Origin of the sequence: Pseudobacteroides sp. (genome assembly GCF_036567765.1) — a bacterium.
GTDB lineage: Bacteria > Bacillota > Clostridia > Acetivibrionales > DSM-2933 > Pseudobacteroides.
Map to the genome: position 1 here is coordinate 1 of NZ_DATCTU010000084.1, position 23,851 is coordinate 23,851.

Sequence of the window (23,851 nt, forward strand, 5' to 3'; positions counted from 1 at the left end):
TAGTGAGTTTTTCAATAAGAAGGATACCTCCTTACAAAAAGACCTCATTGAATTTAAGGAAAACTTATTCCTTCCTTCTAGGGTTATTGTGTCAGAAAGCTTTCATACAAATAGCTGGATAATAGATAAAAACGACACATCATTTTTTCCTAAGCTTTATGCAGACATGAAGCTTTATCTTGCTGACATTCTTACGAAGGCTGAAATAAGAAGTAACAAAGTATCACCCCTAACGGAAGAAATTGTTCTTAAATTCATGGAAACTCCCTTTGTCGCATTTGAGTTCAGTACAAGCATCAACTCAAGCATGCTACCGTGGTTACTTGATTTCTCCGGTGTAAATATTATAAATAAAGAGATTTCAGGAATAAAGAAGGTTATCATTGTTCCGAATCTGACAAATGAAGAGGATTCATGCAGTATTAAAATAATTGACGAGATTGGCAAAAAAGTATTTCAGTATAGCCTATCCTTCAAGGGAAATACAGGTAAAAAATGGTATCAAGGTATGATAGGAGAATTAAACAGAAAGAATTCCCCATATTCCAAATATAGCATGGTTAATGAAGGTATAAGCAGTGCTTCAAATAATATAATTGGCATTCCAAGGGATATGCTTCTTTTAGTTCCTCAATCAAGTAAGTTTAGCACATTTAAAAACTACAGTTGTAAGTCTCCTGATGAGTTCATAATTCCGGAGTTGGATAGACAGAATAAAAATGAAGATATTATTTCCCAGAGGAAAAAAGAACTGGCTCAAAAGGTTCTAAAAAGTGAAGCAGATAGCTTCTTATCTTCTGTTGACGTAAACAGTGCTACATTTAGGAATGTAGGCAACACATACAAGGTTCATGACAGTGGACTTTTAGAATATCATTATCTTCAGACCGAGGGTAATGTAAACAAAGGCGGGCTGGATGAGGCCTTTGAAAAAGTTACCGAATTCATAGGATCCAAACTCGATCTTGTCATAAAACCGGAGACTATAGATAGTCAGCATTCGGAACCAGAACTGGAAATATACTTCTCTGGGCTTGTGGAAGAGAGAGACAGGTACAGATTCACATTTGATTATCGTTTGGATGGCACTCCTGTATATTTTTATTCTCAAAATAAAGAAAACAATAAACATACCAGTGCCATAATAATTGAAGCCACAGACAAGAGGGTTTTGGACTGTGAGTGGATAATAAAGGAGTTTATTCATAGGGGTGATAAGGAATACAATTTGCTGTTTGCGGATTTGAAAGACAGCTTATCACAGGTAAGGCCCGACATTGAGTCCATTAAAGACGTTCATCCTTGTTACGAGGTGCAATTAGACGCCAATATACAGGAATTGAAGCCATTGTGGCTGATGATAACGGAAAAAAAAGAGCGATTTATACAAAAGATGGTACCAAAATAAAGGAGGCCTTATGGATTGGTCGAAAGCAAAAAATATTTTGCTTGTAGTTTTTATAGTGTTAAACAGCATATTGCTTTATAATAATTATATGGCTTTTTCCGGAGGAGGAATTATTCTTTCGGATGAATTGAGCTCTAATACCCTTACTGTTTTAGCAAGCAGAGGAATCGGTGTAAATTGTGAAATACCTTCGGCAGCTAAAGGGGCTACACTTATCTTTGGTCAATATCTGGAAGACAGGCACAAAATAGCAGATGCTCTTTTAGGTTCAAAAGCTAGAGATGAGATAGAGGAAGGCAAAATAATTGGAGAGGGTACAAAAGAGATTATATTCCACGATAACAGTTTTGAATTTAAGGATGATAGGCCGATGGCTGTGGAGAGTATTACTGATCTTGAAAAAGCAAGGATGATGCTGGAAGGTGCTTTAGAAAAAACGGGCATTCCTTATGAGGATTTTAAAATAGAGAGTAAGTTTGCAAAAGATAGCATATATAGGTTTGAATATAAGCAGGTGTATGAAGATTACATATTGTTTGATAATTACATAAAAGCTGAAATTGGTGCAAGTGGTATAAAAAAGCTTGATTTTAAATACAGGAATGTGAGAGGTATAAAAAAGAACACAACACAAAAAACAGTTGACGCATATCAGATACTTCTTAAAATGACAGATATAAAAAATGTGGATATTAATAATATAGACATAGGCTATGGTGATTTTTCCGATAATGACATCCCATTATTCGATGTTTTGGCATGGCGTGTCAGGTTTAGTGATGGAAGTGAATCTTTTTACAATGCATTTAACGGACAAAAGCTCAGTCTACCCTAGCATTCAAATGGCGTTGTAAAATTGTGGAATTTAAGTGGTTAGATATAACTGCACAAATTATTATATTTTGTTTTGTAAATTATTTTTATAAGTGCTATAATTGAAACGAGTTGTTAAGCAGTAAAATGATAAGTTTTGTTTATTTCCGGGTAATTTTAATTTCGTTTATTGAAAGTTGAGGGATGGTTTTGGATAAGTTTGTTATTCGAAGTCAAAGGGCATTAAATGGTGAGGTTAACATAAGCGGTGCAAAAAACGCAGCAGTAGCTATTATTCCTGCCGCATTATTGGTGGATGGCCCTTGTAAAATAGAAAACATACCTGATATTAGTGATGTCAGGGTTTTAATTGATATTATATCAAAGCTTGGTGCTGAGGTGAGATTTGATGATGAGAACTCTATCAGCGTCAATACACAGTACTTAAGCTGCTACTCGGCACCATACGACATGGTAAAAAGTATAAGAGCGTCTTATTACCTTATAGGTGCTTTATTAGGAAGATTTAAAAAGGCAGAGGTTGCTTTGCCGGGAGGTTGTGACTTTGGATTCAGGCCTATAGACCAGCACATAAAAGGCTTTGAAGCATTAGGTGCCAGAGTGGTTATAGAGCATGGTATTGTTAAAGTTCAGGCAGATAAGCTTGTAGGGGCACAGATATATCTTGACGTAGTAAGTCTAGGTGCTACAATCAACCTTATGCTTGCGGCAGTAAAGGCCGAGGGCACTACCATAATTGAAAACGCTGCAAAAGAGCCTTACGTGGTAGATGTTGCAAATTTCTTAAATGCCATGGGGGCAAATGTTAAAGGTGCAGGGACAGATGTGATTAAGATAAAGGGTGTGGAGGTTTTAAGCGGAGGGCTGACTCACTCAATCATACCCGATATGATTGAAGCGGGAACGTTTATGGTGGCAGGGGCAGCCACGAGAGGTGATGTTGTTGTTAAAAACATAATACCAAAACACGTTGAGTCTCTTACAGCCAAATTGATAGAAATGAATGTAAAAGTAATTGAAGGTGAGGATTGGATAAGAGTTCAAGGAACTGATACTATCAGTAAGGCCAATATAAAAACATTGCCGTATCCAGGTTTTCCAACGGATCTTCATCCTTTAGCCACAATACTCTTGTGTCTGGCAGATGGTATCAGCACTGTAACGGAAGGGGTTTGGGACTCTCGTTTTCAGTATGTAGATGAACTTAAAAGAATGGGTGCCAAGATAAAGGTTGAAGGAAGGATGGCACTTGTGGAAGGGTCAGATTTTTTGACAGGGGCTCCTGTTAAGGCAACTGATTTAAGAGGCGGAGCGGCTATGGTCATAGCTGCACTAACTGCACAAGGTGTTACTGAAGTACATAACATAAGACTTATTGACAGGGGATATGAGAAGTTTGACATCAAGCTCAGGAGCTTGGGAGCTGACATAATGAGGGTGAGCGAATCTGAATAATAAGTTGAATTGATCAATTACGATATGAGAGGTTTACAAATGATTAAATTCTGCAGCTTATTTAGCGGCAGTAGTGGCAACTGCTTATTTGTCGGTACTGATAGGACCAAAATATTAATAGACGCAGGTGTTAGTGGAAAAAGAATAATTGAAGCACTTTGTTCCATTGGGGAAAACCCTTCGGATATAAGTGCTGTTTTAATTTCCCATGAACACTCTGACCATATAAGAAGTGCAGGAATCATCTCAAGAAAGCTTGATGTACCTATCTATGCCAATTTTAACACATGGGGTTCAATGGAACGAAGCATAGGCCCGGTAAAGGTTGAGAATAAAAGGTTCTTTAATACTGGTGAAGAGCTTGTGATAGGGGACATTTGTGTAAATACATTCAGCATTCCTCATGATGCTTCTGATCCTGTAGGTTTTAATTTTGTTGTAAACAACAGGAAAATAACAACGGCTACAGATATAGGTCATATAAATAAAAAACTTTTGGAACATTTTGATTCAAGTGATCTTATACTCCTTGAGTCAAATCACGATGTTGAAATGCTAAAAGTTGGGCCATACCCATGGAGCCTAAAGAAACGCATATTGGGAGATAATGGTCACTTGTCAAATGAAATGGCTGGGAAGGTAATTGCCTATATGGCCAAAAAAGGAACTAAAAAGTTCCTTCTCGGGCACCTGAGCAGGGAAAACAACTTCCCGGAACTGGCATACCAGACAGTGTACAATGTTTTATATGAAAACCAAATATGTCCCGGTGAAGATGTAGAGTTAAGCGTAGCATTAAGAGATCGGGTGGGGAAGGTTATAGAATTGTGATCTTACTCATCCTAAAGTAAAAAGGAGAGTTTTTGTGAAGTTAAGTATAATTGCAGTGGGTAGGATTAAGGAGAAATACCTGAAGGAAGGTATTGCAGAGTACAGCAAAAGGCTTTCAAGGTTTTGTGACCTTGAAATAATAGAGGTGGAGGATGAACAGGCACCCGATAATATAAGCACTGCCCAAGAGATTCAGATTAAGAAAAGAGAAGCTGACAAAATTAAAAAGAGAATAAAGGAAGGCTCCTTTGTCGTAGTCCTGGACTTAAAAGGAGACAAGCCGGATTCAATAGGTTTTGCCAAAAGGGTGGAAGCTTTTTTTATTTCAGGGGTATCGTCGATAGTGTTTGTAATAGGGGGCTCATTAGGTTTGGATGATGATCTTGCAAAGACTGCAAACTATAAGCTGTGCCTTTCGGAGCTTACATTTCCACATCAATTGGCAAGGCTTATACTATTGGAGCAATTGTTCAGGTGTTTTAAGATTATGAAGGGTGAGACGTATCACAAATAAGGGTTACATGTGAATATTTTACATAGCAATATTAAGGCAAATATGTATTATATTACATTTTAAGAGATGTATATTTATTTGATAAAGCATACTAAATCACAAGTCTTATTGTAGCAGGCAATGTGTAAGGTTAACTTGACACGCAAATCAAATAATGATATATTATTCGTGTAAGGTTAACATTACAGGAGTGATAATTTATGAAAAATCGATTAAAGGAATTACGTGAATCCCTTGGATTAACCCAAGAACAATTAGGTGAACTTGTAGGGGTATCAAGGCAAGCAATTAACGCAATTGAAACAGAAAAGTTTGAGCCATCCATATGGTTAGCTTATGACATTGGTAAAATATTCCATAGTCCCATAGAGGATGTTTTCCTTTTTGAAGAAAGTGAAAGGAAATCAAGGGCTCAGCAAAGTAGAGGTGTAATTTAAATGGCAATAAGGCAAATTAGACTCTTTGATGATGAAATATTAAGAAAAAAGAGCAAAGAAGTTGAGACAGTGGATGATAAAATAAGACAAATACTAAATGATATGGCTGATACTATGTACAATACAGAAAATGGTGGAGGATTAGCGGCTCCTCAAATAGGTATATTAAAACGATTGGTCGTAATAGATATGGGACAGATGCTCATAAAGCTAGTTAATCCAAAGATAATTAGTCAGGAAGGAAGTCAGGAAGTCATAGAGGGATGCTTAAGTATTCCAAATACATTTGGAAAGTTAATAAGACCTGCAAAGGTAACGGTACAAGCGTTAAGTGAAAATGGTGAGGAAATTATATTAACAGGAACAGGAGATTTAGCAAAATGTTTTTGTCACGAAATAGACCATTTAGAAGGTATTCTTTTTACTGATTTAGTTAGTGAATACATAAAGTAATACAAATCTCTATTATTGGGCTAATAAATAATAAACTATTTGGTTTAGTTGTCTAGTGATACGGTGAGACCTATCATAAGTGAAAATATCATATAGGGCTTGCATTATTTGTAAAATTGTATTACAGTTACAAATGAGTATTCTGGGATGATAATTTCATTTATATAATAGGAGGATAAATATGTCAGGGAAAATCAGAGTAGGAATTGTAGGTTATGGAAATTTGGGGAGGGGAGTAGAAGAGTCAATCAATCAAAACCTAGACATGGAGCTGGTTGCGGTATTTACTAGAAGATCTCCGGAGAGTGTTGTTGTTAAAAGCAAGGGATGTAAAGTACTAAACATATCGGAAGCGGAAACATATAAAGACAAAATTGATGTAATGATCCTGTGCGGTGGTTCAGCTACTGATTTACCAGAGCAAGGGCCTGATTTTGCAAAGATGTTCAACACTGTAGATAGTTTCGACACACATGCAAAGATTCCAGAGTATTTCGATGCTGTGGATGCTGCTGCAAAGAAGAGCGAGAAAACCAGTACCATTTCGGTAGGTTGGGATCCAGGTTTGTTTTCAATGAACCGTATGCTTGCCGGGGCAGTACTGCCCGTTGGAAATGATTACACGTTTTGGGGCAGAGGTGTAAGCCAGGGGCACTCCGATGCAATACGCAGGATAAAAGGCGTAAAAGGAGGAGTGCAGTATACTATTCCGATGGAAGAAGCAATCAAAAAGGTTAGAAGCGGAGTTAATCCTAAATTGACAACCAAAGAAAAGCATTTAAGGGATTGCTATGTTGTTGCAGAAGAAGGGGCTGATAAGTCAAAAATAGAGCAGGAAATTAAAAACATGCCCAACTACTTTGCAGACTACGAGACAAGAGTTACCTTTATAACAGAGGAAGAATTAAAAAGCCAACATGCTGCAATGCCGCACGGAGGATTTGTTATCAGAAGCGGAAATACTGGAGAAGGTAATAAAACAAACCACATTATAGAATTCTCATTAAAGCTTGACAGCAATCCTGAGTTTACTGCCAGTGTATTAGTTGCTTATGCTAGAGCAACCTATAGACTAAGTAAAGAAGGCCAGTATGGTGCAAAAACTGTATTTGATATTCCTCTAGCTTATCTTTCACCAAAATCATCTGCGGAGCTTATAAAGGAATTGCTTTAAGCCTCATAAGCAGCATATAAATAGATAATTTTAGATAAATAGTATATAAAAAATCTTACTGTGGATATAAAAGTAAAAGCTGCTGGGTTATTTACCGGCAGTTTTTACTTTTATATGTCTACAACAATGAAAGAGAAAAAGGTATCCTATTAAGTAATCAATCGGATACAAGTATTATTGAGCAATCTATGCAAGTCTTCCTGTTGGATTAAGGATCTTGATTGATTTTATGTTGTGCAAATGCTAAAATATTATATAGTTAATCAAAACAATTATTAAAGGTGGTGTACAAATTGTTTGGAAGGATAGCATCAGAAGCATTGGGATTAAGTGATATAGGAAAAATAATAGATCCAAAGGATTTTGATAAGGTAGAAGCGGATGATTATGTTTTTCATGAAGATGACGAGAAAATATTCTTCTTGATTAAATCAAAGGCAGATGAGTATTGCTTTACAAATAGAGCATTGATTCATGTTGATGGTAAAAGTGCAATAAGTAAAAAAAGAATGCTGAGAAGGTATGAATATTTTTTATATCCCATTAGAAATGTATTTCTGGAAACTGCTGGAACAGTAGACTTGGATGTGGAAATCAAGTTCACTATGGGAGATGTACCGTTTTCAATTGATGTAGATAAAAAGCAGGTTGAAAAATTGAAGGATTTATATAAAGCATTATTTAAAATTTCTATCATTACATATGAAAATAAAATAGGATTGGATTACGCAAATCAAAGCATACAATATGCTGTATCATCGTTTAGCGGACTCAGAGCAGAATCGAAGGATGTTGTACAAAACTTTAAAGACATTACAGATTATTCATTTGAGTGGTTGGTTACAAATAGAAATAAATATGTTGTAGAAGACTTTAGTGATGTATTTTTAAAGTATATCAATAATTAATATATGGAATTGATTAGTGTAGGAACAAAAAATAATATCGGTTATAAAATACCTGTATACCTCAATGATAAGGAAGAGTTCAACCCTTATATGGGCTGCAGTTCAAGGTTTTGCATTACATTCATGGAATCGGGAAACGGCGTTTTAAGTGTTAATAGTAACCAACTACATCTAGCATCGCCATGTATTATTTGCTTAAATGAAGCTGAGACTGTGCATTTAGAGCACAATAATAGCATTAAGGCCAGGTCCATTTACTTCCATCCTTCCTTTGTGAATGGTGTTTTTAATTTTGAAAATGTACGTAATTACGGCTACTTGGATGGTGCGGTACATATGGACATGGACTGGTTTCTTCCGTTCATTAAGCGGGACTTGAAGTATAATGGGTTAATCCACATAGGGCCGGGTACAGCATCAAATATTTCTATATTATTTGGGGAAATTTATCGGCAAATATATGAGCAGAATGACTTCTTTTGGCCTTGCAGGAGCCGGTCATATTTTTTTGAGCTTTTATTTCAGATATACAGGCTGTATTTGGAACGAGGCATGTTTAAGGATACTCCTGCACAATCAGATGATCCTTTTATTAATCAGATAATAACTTACATAACCTTAAATTACAAAGATAAAATCACTTTGGAAACTATAAGTGATATTTTTCATACAAACAGAACAACAGTAGGTGAGAATTTTTTTAAAGCTACAGGAATGACAATTAAAAAATATATCATCAATGTCAGAGTATGTATGGCAAGTGTTATGTTAAGGGACTCGATGCTGCCAATTGAGGAGATTGCAGAACGTACCGGATTTTCCGACACTACGCATTTTGGCAGAGTGGTTAAAAAGCATATCGGTTTTACACCCAGTGAATATAGGGATAAATATTGCAGCATGAAGTAGCCCGTACAGATTTGATGTAACGTTTAGCAAATAAAAGGGTGGGATTTTAATTCCCACCCAATCAAACCAAGTATAATCAAACCAAGTATAATCAAACCAATAATGTTTATTGATTGGTATGGGGTTTACCCAATACCTTCAGGGCTTCGCACAATTTTATACCGAAAGCCTCCGAAGCATCAGGGTTTCTTCCTGTTATTATGTTGCCTGATCTGACTGTTTCAGAATCAACGTAGTTGGCACCGTTATTTGTAAGCTCATCATAGATACCTGACCAGGGGAAGCAAGTGGCATCTTTTCCCTTCAAAATTCCCGCTCTTGCTAAAATGGGAGGAGCAGCACAAATTGCAGCTACAATCTTTTTTTGTTTGTCTGCATTTATAATAAGACTTCTAAGTTCCAGATTATCCCACTCATTCATAATCCCAGTTCCACCGATGACTATTACAGCATCATATTTATGGACCCTTACATCTTGTATCAGAATATCAGGCTTGTACGTACCTCCATTAGTACCTGTTGCTGCCTTGGTTGTAGTGCTTGCTACGGTAACCTTAACACCATGATTCTCCAGTATCTCCTTTGGTTTATAAAACTCCACGTCCTCAAAGTTACTTTCGGCAATTACCATTACTACTTTTTTTCTGCCGTTATCTTTCTTGTACTTTGAGGGATTACATGCATTTACCGCTGCAGCCAATGACAGCAAAATTGAAATTACCAGTGCCAAACTTAACAATCGCTTAGACATATTTGTTCCTCCAATCCATTATTTAATGATTAAACGTTTAATCTAGATTAAAAGTGTTAAATTTTTAATCTATGATAAAATTATATAAAAAATGGAAATTGAATTGAAGTGAAAAAATACAGCGTTTTTCTGCTTTTTTACAGTAAGTTTTTGGGCTCTATTCAGGTGCACCTATTGGGACACAGATTGTGTCACCTGGATTTATTGAATTTACATTCAGGTTAGGATTCATGTACAGAAGCACATCTATGGTTGTATAATATCTCTGTGCTATCGTATATACAGTTTCTCCCTGAGCAACTGTATGGGTCATGGTACCGGGTGGACATACTTTTTTCGGTATGCAAAGAATTTGACCAATAGTTAGATTATTGAGATTAACACTGGGGTTTGATGCTGTTAATGCATTTAAGGAACATAACATCACCAAACCTTTCTACTATTCATTATATTCGAAGTTAACATAATGGGTTACGGTGAGGTTCTTAAGAAAATTGTGTTAACGTCCAATTAATTACTGCCGATAAATAAAAAAATATGTTTTGTTATAGTGCTATAAAAATTCTATGGTGTGGAATAAATATAGTAATGATTGTTAGAATTCCAGCCGATAGGATGTGATAGAATATGGACAGTAAAAATGAAAAAGCAACGTTTGCAGGAGGATGCTTTTGGTGTATGGTACAGCCCTTTGAAAGCTTGGAGGGTGTTACAAATGTAAAGTCGGGTTATACCGGGGGGCAATCGGAGAATCCAACCTATAAAAGTATATGCAGAGGAGACACAGGTCATTATGAAGCTGTTCAAGTTGAGTATGATCCTGGCAAGATAAGTTATCAGGAGCTTCTGGAGGTATTCTGGAGACAGATAGACCCTTTAGACGAAGGTGGGCAGTTTTATGACAGAGGTACCCAATACAGGACCGCAATTTTTTATCATAATGACGAGCAGAAAAGGTTAGCGGAAGAGTCAAAGAACATTTTAAACAATAAAGCAGGGTTTTCAAAGCCCATTGCAACAAATATTATAAAATTTGAAAAGTTTTATGATGCGGAGGAATACCATCAGGATTATCATAAAAAGAACCCTGAACATTATAAAGGGTATAGATTGGCATCGGGACGTGATGCTGCTGTAAAAAAACTTTGGGATAAGACTGAATTCATATTGGAAGGAGAAGCTAAGAAACCCAGCGACGACTTAAAAAAGAGGCTCACTCCAATTCAATATAAGGTTACGCAGGAAAACGGTACTGAGCCGCCGTTTGATAACGAGTACTATGACAATTTTCGTAAAGGTATTTATGTAGACATTGTTTCTGGAGAACCACTTTTCAGTTCAATAGACAAATATGATTCTGGATGTGGTTGGCCTAGCTTTACAAAACCTATATCTGACAACAAAATAACAACAAAAACTGACAGAAGTCACTTTATGATAAGGACTGAGGTGAGAAGTAAGGAAGGGGACTCACATTTAGGTCATGTCTTCAATGATGGACCTGCTCACTCTACAGGGCTTAGATATTGCATCAATTCGGCCTCTCTAAGGTTTATACCTTTGGAGGAGATGGGAGAAGCGGGATATGAGGAATATCTGAAGCTGTTTACTGCGAAAACATAGTATAAAGAATTATATACACGGAGGTGTGTTATGGGACAATATAATACTAGAATTGAGGAATGTAAACCTGGTATGATCCTGTCTAAGGATATCTATACTGATAAGGGTGCTATTTTGATGAAGGAAGGTACTGTTCTAAGCGATTTTACAATAGACAAGCTTGTTATTAACAATATCGAAATGGTTTGGGTAATCAGTGAACAGGATCCTGGGCAAAATTCTCCTCAAGATTCAACTAATGACTCACCATCTGTGAAGGAAACCAAAAAAGAGTATGTAAAAAGAATTGAAAACATCAAGACATTGTTTAGTAACGTACTTAAAGATGATTCCATTGAGTTGGAGCAAAGTGCTAACGAAATTTCTGCGTCTATTATAAATTCGGATAAATCCACCGGAGATCTTTTACGGTGTATAAGAAGTTTAAAATCCATCGGTGATTACATGTATTCCCATAGTTTAAACGTAGCCAGTATATGCTGCCTCATTGGTAACTGGATGAAACTTAGTTCTAAAGAGGTTGAAGAGCTTACAATAGCAGGCCTGCTGCATGATATTGGAAAGGCAAAGGTTCCGCGGGGAATTCTCAACAAGAAGACTGCATTGACAGAGAGTGAATCTCTTGAAATAAAAAAGCATACACAATACGGGTATGATATTCTTAAAGCTAAAACAGGATTTTCAGATGATGTATGCAAGGGTATACTTATGCATCATGAAAGGGAAGATGGCAGCGGGTATCCTAATGGAGTCAAGGGAGACAAAATAAATCTTATTGCTAAAATTATTTCTGTAGCTGATTTATACAGCATGATAACTTTGGACAGGGTTTATAAAAGAACAGATACTCCATTCAGCGTTTTTGAAATATTTGAATCATCCGCCTCACAAAAATTTGATGCTCTGACAGTTTATACTCTTATCACCAATATAGCTATGTATTATATTGGTGATAATGTAAAACTAAGTAATGGTTTGGAGGGGCATATATTTTATATAGATAACGAATTTATTTCCAGACCGTTAATAAAGCTTAAGGATGGAACCACGCTAGACCTTAGGGTTCGAAAGGATATAAAAATTCTAGAAATTATATAGAATAAAAAATTCCGCCATAACTCTACCTTATCCGAGTTTCCCGTGCAAAGAAAAACAGGTACTGCTGAGCATAACCAGCCAGGCTGCCGAAATGTTTCTTCGAAAATTGATCTATTTCCTTAAGGGTAGCCTCTCTTTTAAAATATAAAACCTCCAGTATTCTTTTTATCCACACATCAGTTGGGAATACATCGAATTTTGTACCGGAGAACAGCAGAATACAGTCAGCCACCTTAGGGCCCACGCCTGAGAGCTTTATAAGCTCGCCCCTGGCTTTATCGGTTTCCATGTTTTTTAAAGTGTCTAAATCCACAACCCCATTCCTCACCATTTTAGAAGTTTGTGAAATATATTTGCATCTGAACCCGGCTTTACAAATATCAATTTCATTTATTGGGCAGGAAGAAAGAGCCTCCGGACTTGGAAATGTGTAAAACTCACCTTCTTCTGTGCTTATTTTGCTTCCAAAGCTTTGCGACAGGGTTTCTACAGATTTCATAATGCGGGGAATTCTATTGTTTGCGGAGATTATGAATGAAATGAGAAGTTCCCATATATCCTGCCTTAAAAGCCTAATGCCCTGACCGAAGGGTATTGCCTGTGCCATAACATCATCCTTACTGCAAAGGGTTTTTTTTATTTCTCCGTAATCTGTTCCAAGGTCAAAGTAATCATACCAAATATTGATAAAGTCATCGAAGTTTGAATTGGAAATATGAAGCTTCTCGTTCTCAAATTTCACGCGGGAAACCTTGTCTCCCACAACTCCCATATAGCTTCCGTCATGCTGTTTTAGCCATCTGAAGCTTTGGCCGCAGTCGAAAATGTGCATAAGGTCAAAGTCGCGTACTCCTTCAATTTCTATACCGGTATTATTTTCATAGACAGTGTATCCTTTATAATCCATAAGTGAGTCTCCAGTTCCATGTTATTTGTTATTATATATTTTCCCATACTTTTCTGATATAATAACATGGTATCATATTATTTATATTAAGGCATGAATGATCATGACTAAAAGTGTTATTGATTTTTCAAATTCCTATAATTAAGAGTATAGACAGCCAAAAATTCATGTCAAGGTGGAGCCAATATGAAAGAAAAAATTTATACAATACCAGTTACTGAAGCCTTTGGGGTTGAATGCGAGTGCCCTATGTGTGTTCTGGAAAAAAAACTTGAGGATGAATGTATTGACTACATATTAGGGCCGTCGCTTATGGAGCCTGAGGGACGAATTGAAACCAATGAAAAGGGTTTTTGCAGAAAACATTTTGAGAAGCTTTACAATAGACAGCAAAACAGGCTTGGGTTGGGATTAATACTAGAAACCCATATTACGCAGCAGAACCATAATATCGGAAGGGTATATGAGAGCAAAAAGGATGCCGTGAAAAAGGATGCAGAAATGTCTATGATGAAGAATCTTTCCAGCAAGGTCTCAATGAAGAAAACCGATACCGACAAAATGGTGGATAGCCTTCTGGAGGTTTTAAATGAACTGGAAGGAAAGTGCACTGTTTGCGGAAAGCTTGACCATACTATGGAAAGGTATATAGATGTCATACTATATCTCTGGTTTAAAGAAAGTGATTTTAAGGTACTGTTTAATAGCAAGAAGGGATTTTGTTTAAAGCACCTTAAAGACCTTTTGGAAGGCACTAAAAAGTTCTTAAATGCCAAAGAAACAGCTGTTTTTGTAGCAAACCTTATGGAACTTCAGTTGGAAAACCTGGAAAGGATAAAGGAGGAAGTCAGCTGGTTTACCAAAAAGTTCGACTACAGAAATAACGATGCCCCTTGGGGAAACTCGAAAGATGCTGTTCCAAGGAGCATTCAGAAGATCGTAGGCTTCTGCGATTTTTCTTAATAAAAGGATTAAAATGTTACTTTTCTATCTTATTCCTGACTTTATTAGGATCAATGACAAGGCTTTTAGCCACAAGGTTAAGAGCCTTTATATTTAGGGCTGTGAGTCTTTCGACTTCTTCGCTGACATCTTCTTGAACCTTTCTTAAAAGAGGCCTTATTATATATCCATAAATGAGTATTAGATCCATTTCTATATATATACCGTCAGGGTGATTTTCAGCACGGAATCGTGAAATCCTGCTAACCCCTTCTATCTTTGAAACCACATGCTCTATTATCTGATAAACTGTGTAATCAGATATTGTATATTTGCCAAGATAGCTGAATGTGGGACGTACAACGGATTTTTCCCCTACAAGCTGATAGCTGCCCTTGCCCTTTCTTTTAAAGATCTGAAGAGGATCAAGAAAGTAACCCGAAAAGTCCTTCTTTATCTCAAAGGTAGGAACCGGTATAACATGTTTTCCCTGCTGCATTCTTGTAGATCTTGCCTGATTTATTTCAAACTCGCTGGCTACGTCTGTTATGTAAACCTTCTCGTTTATGGGTCCAACTTCTAGTCTGCTTGCTATTTTTTCAACCATGCCCTCAGATGTACCCAGAATAAGCATTGCAGCTGGTTTGTACAGTTCTATGGCACGCTTCACGTCATATGCATGGTCATCACTATGAAACAGAGCACACTTAACAGAGGCTATCTTTGTGGCCTCCCTTTTAGCAGAACGACCTGCCACAATGCGATTTCCACGGATTAAAATTCCATCATCTATTATAAAATCAATGCCACGTTCTTTTGCAACCCAGGTTGCTCTGTGGCTTTTTCCTGTACCGCTTGGTCCGATAAAAGCTACAACTCTCAACTTGTACCTCCGAAAATAGCCGTATATTGCATTAGTAGTATACCATAAATGTTATTAAATTAACAGAGTTTACAATATGGAATGTACCAAAAACAGTAAAGCTATTAGTATCAAACCTATCACAGTAAATATAATACCCAATACCTTCAGAAATGTGATGGTAGACTTAAGGGCGAGCTTTGAAATTGTTTTTACATTATTGGAAACTTTAAACAGGCTTTTCTTGGAATTATCACCTGATGTATCTTCAGCCGATGCGTTTTCAGCCAGCTCAGGTGATTGTGTATCGAGTCCATCGTTAATTGTACTTGAGCCTCTATTTACAGCCTTCTCAATAATAAAATAAAGTATGCCTCCTAAAAAGGTGTTTCTTATAATTTTTTTAACTATAGGAAAAACAATTCCGTAAAGAACAAGGACCGTTAAGTCTTTAGAATTGGTATTAGCCTGGCTGTTTTTTCCTTTTCGAATGTCACGTGTAATATTTGCAGTAAAGCCCAATATAAAGCTAATCCCGTTATATAAATTTTCAGCTGCGAAAGAGAGTCCTAATGTACCTGCACCAAGGAAAAAAATCGGAATTGAAAAGATAAAAAATAATATGCAAAATATTGGCGAATTATAGGCAAACCATAAAGCGACAGTGGATGCTATGGAAAGTATGCCTGTAATTACTATAGGAAGTATTGTGGTAAAGCTAAAAGATAGGATGCCCTCTAAATTTTCTGAAATATCATCTACCATTTCATCACTGGAATACTTGTCTACATCGACTCCATAACTTGTTATAAGCTTCTGGCGTGCTGTTTCAATTCCTATACTCATTCGCTCCCCCTTTAAAATATGTATTTTTATAATTGACAAAATATATGATTAAAAGTGGTATAAATGGGAAAAAGAGAGTGCGTACTCTCTCTTTTCTTCCCCCGGATAATTCTTCATTTGTTATTTCACGTTTTCGTCATTAGTAATTCCAAAATATTGTCTTTTGTATAAATATATAAAAATAAATATAATACAAGTGTGTTGGGCAATATTTCCTGCTGGTTTTTCATTACACAATATATTGTATCATTAGAAATTAACTTGTCAATATATATATGAAAAATAAATGATGAAATTTTTGGATTTTTGTCCCTTTATTAGTTTTTCATGTTTATAGGTTCGCTTTTATTGTTGGATTTTGCCATGTTAATTTCGCAAATTTCGCAGGTGCTGCATATTGTAACTTTACCATAAAAAACGTTCTTTATAGTTTCTAAAAGCTCTTTGTTTTTAAAGTGGACAGTCCCATGTATCACTATCTTTCTTGGTGCAAGTGTTATAAGTGAGCTTACAAGTAAATCATCATAGTTTATCTCACCTAGTGAGATTTCATTTACAAACTCACGTATACATTCGTTTGTTATTTCTCTTTTCGTTTCATCCAATAACATGTATTTGTTATCAAAGCTTGTAACCACATGAATCAGGTTGAACTTAGGATTCTGAATATCTACGAAATACCTCAAAAGCCTGATAAACTCATTATATTCACGAACCATAAGATAGTCATCTACAGCCTTATCAACCACTTCTTCAAGATCTTTTATATAATCCTTAAGCCTGAAATTAACAAAGCCGTCCAGTATTATGCTATTGGAGTTGTCGAAGTAGTCTAAAAGCTTTTTGACTATAAGATTATGCCTTCTTATATGAAACAAGCTGCTTAAAAGGGTATTATCATCAGAGTTAATGATCTTTTTTGCTAAGGTTAATATTTCTTTTTTTTCAACAGAATTAAAATAACAATAATTACTGCTGATTGTTCTAATTATTAGTTTTTCCTCATATTTTTTTATTATATAATCCGCAAGTGCATTCGATATGTTTAAAACAAGGGCTTTCTTTACGGTATCCGGGTTATCCGCATTATCTGCATTTCTATCGCTATTATAACTACAAACTATATAATTTGAGCCATTGGAATTAACTTCGTTTTGAATGGAGTATTTAAAATGGTTAGTTTTGTTTTTTTCCAACTCGTTTTTTATTCCTTCTATTACATCTTCGGTATCTTTGTTAACTCCAATACTGAGAAACTGCATCAACTTCACATCCCTTCATGTGTAGTATATGTCTAAGAAATATGTTGTATGCAGCACTAGGTACATGCAATAACTACCATATTATACCTGTGTTTTTAATTTCACAGCAAAATAATCATTCTCACATTATTATATGAAATATGATTGATTGAGTTACAAAATTTGATTTGGAAGATAAAGCTATTGGCGGGATAGGTACATCTGCGTCATAGAAAACAAGTAGCAGCTGCAGACTTTATTCAAAATCTGCAGCTGCTACTGTTAAAATCAAATTTTGCAAGCACTTTCACTCAACACCTGACGGGATCCTTATAATAAACATACATCCTTTTCCAGGTTCACTTTTACACTCTATAGTGCCCCCATACTCCCCTGTAACAATATTATAAACTATATTAAGTCCTAGACCGGTTCCACCCTCACCCCTTTTAGTTGTATAAAAGGGATCGAATATTTTATCGAGCACAGACTTTTCCATGCCTTTACCATCATCAGAATAAATAATATTTAAAATATCATTTTCCTTGAGTAACCTTATTAGAATTGTCCCCTTGTCACCCTTGTTATAAGCATGCATAATTGAGTTGTCCACCAAGTTTGTTATAACTTTAAATAACCCGCCGGGGTAATTATAAATTTCAAACTCATTTTTGCATTCAAATTTTATTTCAAGATTGTTGTCAATTAGTCTTGATCTTAAGCTTATGAGAATTTGCTTAATGTATATTCCTGCTTTAAACCATCGTTTAACCTCTGTCGACTGGTCCACTGCAATTTGTTTGAAGCTGTCTATTAAATTGGATGCCTTCTTTAAGTTTGATACAAGTATGCTGTTGGTCTCATCCAATATTTTAAAGAAGTTTTCCATATCATGGCGTTTCAGCTTACCTGAAATAAATTGCTCTTTCAGCTTGTCAGAGTGTTCCTGAATAAATGATGCTGCGGTGACACTTACTCCAATAGGAGTGTTTATCTCATGTGCTACTCCTGCAACCAGACCTCCAAGGGAAGCCATTTTTTCGGAATGAACAAGCTGTCCCTGAGTTTTTCTTAGTGTTTCAAGAGTTTCCTTTAATTTCTCAAGAGTGCTTTTCAGTTCAGTATTTGCCATTTCACGGTCAAGAAATATGCCTATTAGATTGTACATGGTTACGGAACTGCCGTATGCAAGCAGTGTGCTTATGTAGTTGAACGGAGCTATATATGATATTATGCACCAATCCTTTGTCAAGGTTGATATGGGTAATAACCAGATAACATGGCTGGAAGGATTGTTAATAAGTGACAAAAATTCATTTGGGGGGAAGTTTTCAGGGACACAGTTTATTTTTTTGTTGAGGATTATTTCGGAGTTCTCACCAACTATGTGCTGGATTAAAAGGTCTTTATGACCCTCCGGACTTTCGACCCAATAGCCTATACACTGGAATTGGAAATTTGAAGCAACGTGTGGCATGATTTTCTCTAATTTATCAATATCAGCAGGTATAAGTTCCGATGCCATTATATAGTTATTACCTACTGATTCTTCAAGGGATTGAATTATTTTATTCTTTAACTCCAGTGTAGACTCATTTGGATATTCTATGTCATCGCTATTTACACTACAACCGCAGGACTTTCTTAAAATAAGGCTTGACCTCACAAAAAGGGTTTCTTTTGGAAGGGTTCCTTTTGTTATTGCTTTAATAACTGTTTCAACGGCTAATGTGCCTATTCTATCAAGGTTCTGATGCATGCTTGATAAGCTGGGAGAAAATTTCCTTGCATGAAAACAATCATCATACCCAATAACAGCTACATCTTCAGGTACTCTAAGGCCAAACTCTCTCAATGCTTCAATAGCACCAAAAGCCATAAAATCGTTAGCAGCAAAAAGCCCTGTAAACTCATATCCTTCCTTTAGTTTCTCCAGCATTGCATTCTTACCATAGGGCGTGTGGGCAATGCTGCTGTCAATAACCAAATTAGGGTCAAAATTCAAACCGCTTTTTTCGAGTGCTGACTTATACCCTTTAAATCTTTCAACCATATCATAAAGATTTGAGCAGCCTAAAAAAGCAATTTTTTTATGACCATGCTCTATAAGGTGCTTGGTAATGATTTCAGCACCATAACGGCTGTCTTCTTGAATAACGCAACAATCTTCATAATTATCCGGCTGAAAGCTGACCAAAACCAATGGTTTCCCCGTTCGTCTAATGACGTCTATATATCCATTGCTTGCACTACCCTCAAGTACAATCCAGCCATCTACATGGCTAGATGCCAAATAATAATAGCCAGGGTCTTCGCCGCGAACAGAACAAAATCTAGTAAGCATAAACGTATTTATGATTACTAGATTTGCATTACTATTTTGTATTACATTGTTAATTGCATTAACAAGAGCACCATGATAGCTGCCTTCAGCTAACCTGGTAATTACGCCGATATTTATTCTTCTAGACATTGTAAACATCTCCGTAAATATTTGATCTGGTTAAGAGTCTTTTATATAATATTTATCGGCAAATATTACTTTTGTAATAACCAGTTAAATGTTTACAGAGGGGTGTTGTTTATGAACACTGTTCTTAGGGCACCGTCCCATTTGACATTTAGGCCAAGTTCCTCGGCTATAAACCTTAAAGGTATCATGGTCCTGCCGTTAATAATGGATACAGGAACATCAAGAGGAACTTGTTTTTCTCCAACATACGCCCATTTGTTCCCAGATGCTAGTTCAATTTTGGTGGAACCCTTTATAATTGTAATAGTTCTTGTAGATTCATCCCATGAAACCTTTGCACCAAGACCTTGGAAAACTGATCTTACCGGTATAAGTGTCCTGTCATTTACAACCCTAGGGTGGACGTCAAAACTTATTTCTTCTTCATTTACCTTAACCTTTATTGGATATAATATATTATCATTTGAATCATCGGACATCTTTGCCAGCATAGATTTGGTTCCTTGAATGATTAGCGGGTTTTTGTCGGGGTTAAGCCATCCTAAAAGCTTTAGCATGTTAGTTTCTGAAACAGCTGTGCATCCGCTGGTACTGATATTTGAGCCTTTCCATATATGGAAAAAGATAGCACTTCCATTTCCCTTGATTATCGGGCTCATATTATATTCAATTACAAATGCGTACTTATATTCAGTAATTTTTAGCCGTTCAAAGGATTTCCATCTGCTATGGGGATTACCTGAAAAATTTACCCATGTGTTGTAATCTGGAGATGACACATCGTCTATCCAGTAATCATTATTTGTGGTATTTTTATAATATAGTTTTGTAATGGAAGGAGTATTTGGTGTACCAAATGCTATTCCTGTTCGGAAAATTCCAGCAGGAGATTTGAGATCACCTTCCACCTTCTTTGTACTAAATCCTTTGCTCCCAATAACGGCACTCATTGAAGGGAAGCATTTTACCCACCCTGAAAATGTTTTTTCATATGCTTCTACGGTAGCTTTGTATTGACTTTCTTTTTCATTGGACACAACAATTATCTGCTTTGAACCGTTTGACGAGTTCAGCTTGTCAAAAAGGGCAGTCAGGCTACTCATATTGTAAACCTCGTTTCCATATATAACTGTTCCGGTTATACATATATATGCAGTCAATAAAAAAGAGAATAATGTTTTCATTTGATTTTCCTTTGTTATTATCAAATATATTATTTTTGCTCCGATAAAAACTCTCTGATACTGCTCCAGTATTCACCCGCATCATCAATGTTGCTAGGGTTGTCTATACAGCCTGCTAAGTGCATACGCGATTATTTCAGCATGGTCAAAGGCTATCCCGTTGTTACCCAGAATGTTACACTCCACACTTTTGCCGATAAGAGAAACAGTTGTGGTCATTTCTACTTTGGCAGTGAGGGTTGCCGCTTCGCCTGCAAGCACAAGATTATATTGCTCTTTATATTTGTCTTTGGCCTCTACTTCCTCTTTAGTTGAATCCAGCTTGAGGAATTGCACATCGAACCACTGAGCATCAATGGCATCCTCGCCGAATTGAAGAGAAACATTTCTTTCCTCTGCCAAGGCAATGAAGGAGCATGATACAATCCAACCTCTGGGATCACGCTTAGGCTCGCTGAACAGATGAAGCTGTGAAAAAGAAATTTGGGATATCCCTGTCTCTTCCTTCAACTCACGGTATGCAGCCTGTTCTGCAGACTCACCGGGTTTTACAAACCCGCCGGGCAAAGCCCAATCGCTCATGTATGGATGTTCGCCACGCCTTATCATAAGAACTGAAAGTCCATTTGCAGGTATACTTCCAGAATCATTTTCCACTCTATTGTTGGGGGAAAAGACTACTATATCTGTTGCAAGAGAAGGTCTATCATAGTTTTCTATTTTGTATGACTTTAAAAATTCTTCTTCACCATCAGAACGTTTTGGGGTGTTTTTAAAAAGTTGGTATAACTCAGTCTTAGACCTTTGGGAATAAAATAGGGGAATAATGCCGTTGATATAGTCAGCTCCTCGTTCTGTAAGGTATAGCCTGTTTTCCTTTAACTCCATTAATCCTTTTTGAGTAAGGAACTCAACCTCATCCTTGAAATGCTCCAAGAAGGCCATATCAAATCTTTTGCTAAAAGCCTCCACATCCACAAAGCCAAAGTAAAAAGCAACTGACACCATTTTTGCTATGGATTCTTCCTTTGGCAGCCTGTAAATGTCCTGAATGGGAAACTGATTGTTTTCTATTTTTTGCTGATATTTAGTAAGCTGCTTGTTCGCTGCTCCTTCGTTGTATGCCAGATAATCCGTTCCAAAGGACTGGGCCCCTAGACCAATTCCTACATAGGGTGTTCCATATATAACACGCTTTGTAAGGTAGTCGCTTGTTCCGTAGTCATCTTGTACCCTGGTGAATGTATTCTTTCCCGGATTTGCCAGATAACCGCTTTCTAAAAGTATCTTGTATGCCAGACGATACTGGCAAATTATCTTATATAACGACACACCTTCAGCTTCTTTTTCCAATTTGGTGCCTTTGTAACGATTGCGGTAAAGTGTGATGTATTCAGGATTTAATGAGATGGCATAACGTATTGTGATTTCGAACTCCTCATTGGTCTGGTGCAAAAAACCGTACATAAGATCAATGTTGAACTGCTTGAATCCTGCCTTTCTGATATTTTGAGTGGCTTCTTCGTATATATGGACAGTTCCTTCTCTTCCCAACTCGTTTAAAAGCTTCTCAGAAACTGTTTGGATACCCATGCTGATTCTTTTGTATCCCAATTTATAAACATCTGAAATTTTTTCAGGCTCTTTTGCGGCAATTACAGGCGTTGTTTCAATACTGAAAACAACGTTATCCTGAATATCAAACGAGCTTTTAACAGCTTCAGTTACCTTCTTTAAATTTTCTACCGATAGTTTTGTCGGGGTTCCGCCTCCAATATCATACCCCACAATTTTTTTGCCCTTTAATATGGTCTTATACATTTGGATTTCTTTAAGAAGCAGTGAGACATACAAATCCTCTGTACACGTGTTCGTGTCTTCTAGGACAGCATATTCACAAAACTTACACCTGACCTTGCAAAAGGGAATGTGCACATAAAGGCTCAATTCATCTGTTTTTGCCCATTCGGATGTGAGAAAATCCTGAATTTGAGACGAATCATTAATACGGTATTGCATGAAAGATTTTGGTGTCAAGGGATATGCTGTATTTGCATAATGGTGATACAATAGTCCTGTTTCATATGTTTGTTTTGTATTCATAATAATCACCTTCTAGATAATAAAATACTTAGTATTATAGTATCAATAATACCTATTCAGGTCAATAAAATCAGGTATATACACGCATACCCACCAGTCACAATAATTTAACGGTCTTCGGAAGCTGGAAACCTAAAGTGCCCTGAAATTGTGGATATCCAGTTCATAAGATTGTCTACCTCCATTGTATAGGGACCTGCGTTATGTATAAGGTAGGGGATGCCGTCAGCCCTTCTTTTATCGGAAACTATAGCAATATGTTCAGGTGAGGAAAAGGTTATGATATCTCCACCCTGCCATTCTTGCAAGTTTTTAATGTCGTTTGGCCTAATCTCGAGGCTTAGCTTGTCGGCATACTTATTGAAAAATACCCTCAAATTTCTTACTCTTCTGAAGTCGATATTGGGGTCAGGCTTTTTTTCAACAGCGGGATATTGCCTTTTGTTGTTTTTTATATCTTTATCGACCATTACCTTTAAGTTGTACCCTGCATTTTTAAAAGCCCGCCATATTACATCGGTACAAACTCCTTCACTGTCAGGCGGGTAGCCTCCCCTGTAATACTCACTCTTATAAACGGGCATGTTTTGGGCGTCTTTTCGTGCACCCTCTACTATGTCATCCAAATCATTTATACCGTCATTGTCTTTATCGCTGGTGCAATTTATCTTTGGTATGTTAAGGGGTGTGGGTGAGGGGATGGAAGGTACTGAAGGCATGGGTGTAGCTAAAGACTTAGTAGTATAGTTTGTCTCTGATTCTAATTCATTAGACTTGGTAGGATAGGATTCTGAGGATAAGCCTGTCCCTTTATTGCAGCCTTGTGTTGGCAAAAGGATGATTACACACAGCACAAATAATATTGCTTTTCTCATAAATTGCCTCCGTAAAAATTAAT

23 protein-coding genes are annotated in these 23,851 nt (G+C 36.7%); 13 read left to right on the plus strand and 10 right to left on the minus strand.

The window, feature by feature from the left end; translation table 11 throughout:
* From VIO64_RS12765 to VIO64_RS12810, 10 genes are all read left to right on the plus strand, one after another.
* Nucleotides 1-1,408 (plus strand): hypothetical protein (locus VIO64_RS12765; protein WP_331918774.1); only part of this gene is annotated, 1,408 nt, incomplete at its 5' end.
* Nucleotides 1,409-1,418: 10 nt separating this feature from the next.
* A complete protein-coding gene (locus VIO64_RS12770; RefSeq protein WP_331918778.1) occupies nt 1,419-2,243 on the plus strand; it encodes a hypothetical protein in 825 nt (274 codons plus the stop codon).
* Nucleotides 2,244-2,431: 188 nt separating this feature from the next.
* Nucleotides 2,432-3,697 carry a UDP-N-acetylglucosamine 1-carboxyvinyltransferase gene (locus VIO64_RS12775; RefSeq protein ID WP_331918780.1) on the plus strand — a complete coding sequence of 422 codons (1,266 nt, stop codon included), beginning with the start codon at nt 2,432-2,434 and terminating at the stop codon, nt 3,695-3,697.
* A 39-nt stretch (nt 3,698-3,736) separates the two neighbouring features.
* The gene (locus tag VIO64_RS12780) at nt 3,737-4,528 is read left to right on the plus strand and encodes an MBL fold metallo-hydrolase (protein WP_331918782.1); all 792 of its coding nucleotides are present in this window, start codon (nt 3,737-3,739) and stop codon (nt 4,526-4,528) included.
* A 34-nt stretch (nt 4,529-4,562) separates the two neighbouring features.
* Nucleotides 4,563-5,042, plus strand: a complete 480-nt coding sequence (gene rlmH / locus VIO64_RS12785) for a 23S rRNA (pseudouridine(1915)-N(3))-methyltransferase RlmH (protein WP_331918784.1) — start codon at nt 4,563-4,565, stop codon at nt 5,040-5,042.
* A 200-nt stretch (nt 5,043-5,242) separates the two neighbouring features.
* Nucleotides 5,243-5,479 (plus strand): helix-turn-helix transcriptional regulator, encoded by a 237-nt coding sequence (locus VIO64_RS12790; protein ID WP_331918786.1) that lies wholly within the window; start codon nt 5,243-5,245, stop codon nt 5,477-5,479.
* Nucleotides 5,480-5,932 (plus strand): peptide deformylase, encoded by a 453-nt coding sequence (gene def, locus VIO64_RS12795; protein ID WP_331918788.1) that lies wholly within the window; start codon nt 5,480-5,482, stop codon nt 5,930-5,932.
* A 181-nt stretch (nt 5,933-6,113) separates the two neighbouring features.
* Nucleotides 6,114-7,106: a diaminopimelate dehydrogenase gene (locus VIO64_RS12800; protein WP_331918790.1), complete on the plus strand. Its 993-nt coding sequence runs from the start codon at nt 6,114-6,116 to the stop codon at nt 7,104-7,106.
* 284 nt (nt 7,107-7,390) lie between these two features.
* Entirely contained in the window at nt 7,391-8,014 is a 624-nt protein-coding gene (locus VIO64_RS12805) for a PH domain-containing protein (protein WP_331918792.1), read from the plus strand.
* A gap of 3 nt (nt 8,015-8,017) precedes the next feature.
* Complete coding sequence (locus VIO64_RS12810) at nt 8,018-8,923, plus strand: AraC family transcriptional regulator (protein ID WP_331918794.1); 906 nt, start codon at nt 8,018-8,020, stop codon at nt 8,921-8,923.
* 106 nt (nt 8,924-9,029) lie between these two features.
* On the opposite strand, the gene VIO64_RS12815 is transcribed toward VIO64_RS12810, so the two are convergent.
* Nucleotides 9,030-9,674, minus strand: a complete 645-nt coding sequence (locus VIO64_RS12815) for a DJ-1/PfpI family protein (RefSeq protein ID WP_331918796.1) — start codon at nt 9,672-9,674, stop codon at nt 9,030-9,032.
* A 157-nt stretch (nt 9,675-9,831) separates the two neighbouring features.
* Nucleotides 9,832-10,098, minus strand: a complete 267-nt coding sequence (locus tag VIO64_RS12820) for a LysM domain-containing protein (RefSeq protein ID WP_331918798.1) — start codon at nt 10,096-10,098, stop codon at nt 9,832-9,834.
* Between the two features lie 203 nt (nt 10,099-10,301).
* Here VIO64_RS12820 and msrB point away from each other — a divergent pair, with 203 nt between their 5' ends.
* Both msrB and VIO64_RS12830 read left to right on the plus strand, forming a co-directional pair.
* The gene (gene msrB / locus VIO64_RS12825; protein WP_331918800.1) at nt 10,302-11,297 is read left to right on the plus strand and encodes a peptide-methionine (R)-S-oxide reductase MsrB; all 996 of its coding nucleotides are present in this window, start codon (nt 10,302-10,304) and stop codon (nt 11,295-11,297) included.
* Nucleotides 11,298-11,327: 30 nt separating this feature from the next.
* A complete protein-coding gene (locus tag VIO64_RS12830) occupies nt 11,328-12,395 on the plus strand; it encodes an HD-GYP domain-containing protein (protein ID WP_331918802.1) in 1,068 nt (355 codons plus the stop codon).
* A gap of 22 nt (nt 12,396-12,417) precedes the next feature.
* Here VIO64_RS12830 and VIO64_RS12835 read toward each other — a convergent pair whose 3' ends face one another.
* Nucleotides 12,418-13,302 (minus strand): DNA-3-methyladenine glycosylase family protein, encoded by an 885-nt coding sequence (locus VIO64_RS12835; RefSeq protein ID WP_331918804.1) that lies wholly within the window; start codon nt 13,300-13,302, stop codon nt 12,418-12,420.
* Between the two features lie 186 nt (nt 13,303-13,488).
* Here VIO64_RS12835 and VIO64_RS12840 point away from each other — a divergent pair, with 186 nt between their 5' ends.
* The gene (locus VIO64_RS12840; protein WP_331918806.1) at nt 13,489-14,265 is read left to right on the plus strand and encodes a DUF6062 family protein; all 777 of its coding nucleotides are present in this window, start codon (nt 13,489-13,491) and stop codon (nt 14,263-14,265) included.
* Nucleotides 14,266-14,281: 16 nt separating this feature from the next.
* On the opposite strand, the gene VIO64_RS12845 is transcribed toward VIO64_RS12840, so the two are convergent.
* From VIO64_RS12845 to VIO64_RS12875, 7 genes are all read right to left on the minus strand, one after another.
* Complete coding sequence (locus tag VIO64_RS12845) at nt 14,282-15,127, minus strand: Asp23/Gls24 family envelope stress response protein (RefSeq protein ID WP_331918808.1); 846 nt, start codon at nt 15,125-15,127, stop codon at nt 14,282-14,284.
* 69 nt (nt 15,128-15,196) lie between these two features.
* On the minus strand, nt 15,197-15,952 hold the full coding sequence (locus VIO64_RS12850) for a hypothetical protein (RefSeq protein ID WP_331918810.1): 756 nt from the start codon (nt 15,950-15,952) through the stop codon (nt 15,197-15,199).
* A 317-nt stretch (nt 15,953-16,269) separates the two neighbouring features.
* Complete coding sequence (gene ytxC / locus VIO64_RS12855; protein WP_331918812.1) at nt 16,270-17,214, minus strand: putative sporulation protein YtxC; 945 nt, start codon at nt 17,212-17,214, stop codon at nt 16,270-16,272.
* A 286-nt stretch (nt 17,215-17,500) separates the two neighbouring features.
* A complete protein-coding gene (locus tag VIO64_RS12860; RefSeq protein ID WP_331918814.1) occupies nt 17,501-19,666 on the minus strand; it encodes a substrate-binding domain-containing protein in 2,166 nt (721 codons plus the stop codon).
* A 92-nt stretch (nt 19,667-19,758) separates the two neighbouring features.
* A complete protein-coding gene (locus VIO64_RS12865; RefSeq protein ID WP_331918816.1) occupies nt 19,759-20,769 on the minus strand; it encodes a stalk domain-containing protein in 1,011 nt (336 codons plus the stop codon).
* Nucleotides 20,770-20,943: 174 nt separating this feature from the next.
* Nucleotides 20,944-22,953 (minus strand): NUDIX domain-containing protein, encoded by a 2,010-nt coding sequence (locus tag VIO64_RS12870; protein ID WP_331918818.1) that lies wholly within the window; start codon nt 22,951-22,953, stop codon nt 20,944-20,946.
* A gap of 107 nt (nt 22,954-23,060) precedes the next feature.
* On the minus strand, nt 23,061-23,828 hold the full coding sequence (locus VIO64_RS12875; RefSeq protein ID WP_331918819.1) for a DUF1287 domain-containing protein: 768 nt from the start codon (nt 23,826-23,828) through the stop codon (nt 23,061-23,063).
* Nucleotides 23,829-23,851 lie beyond the last annotated feature (23 nt).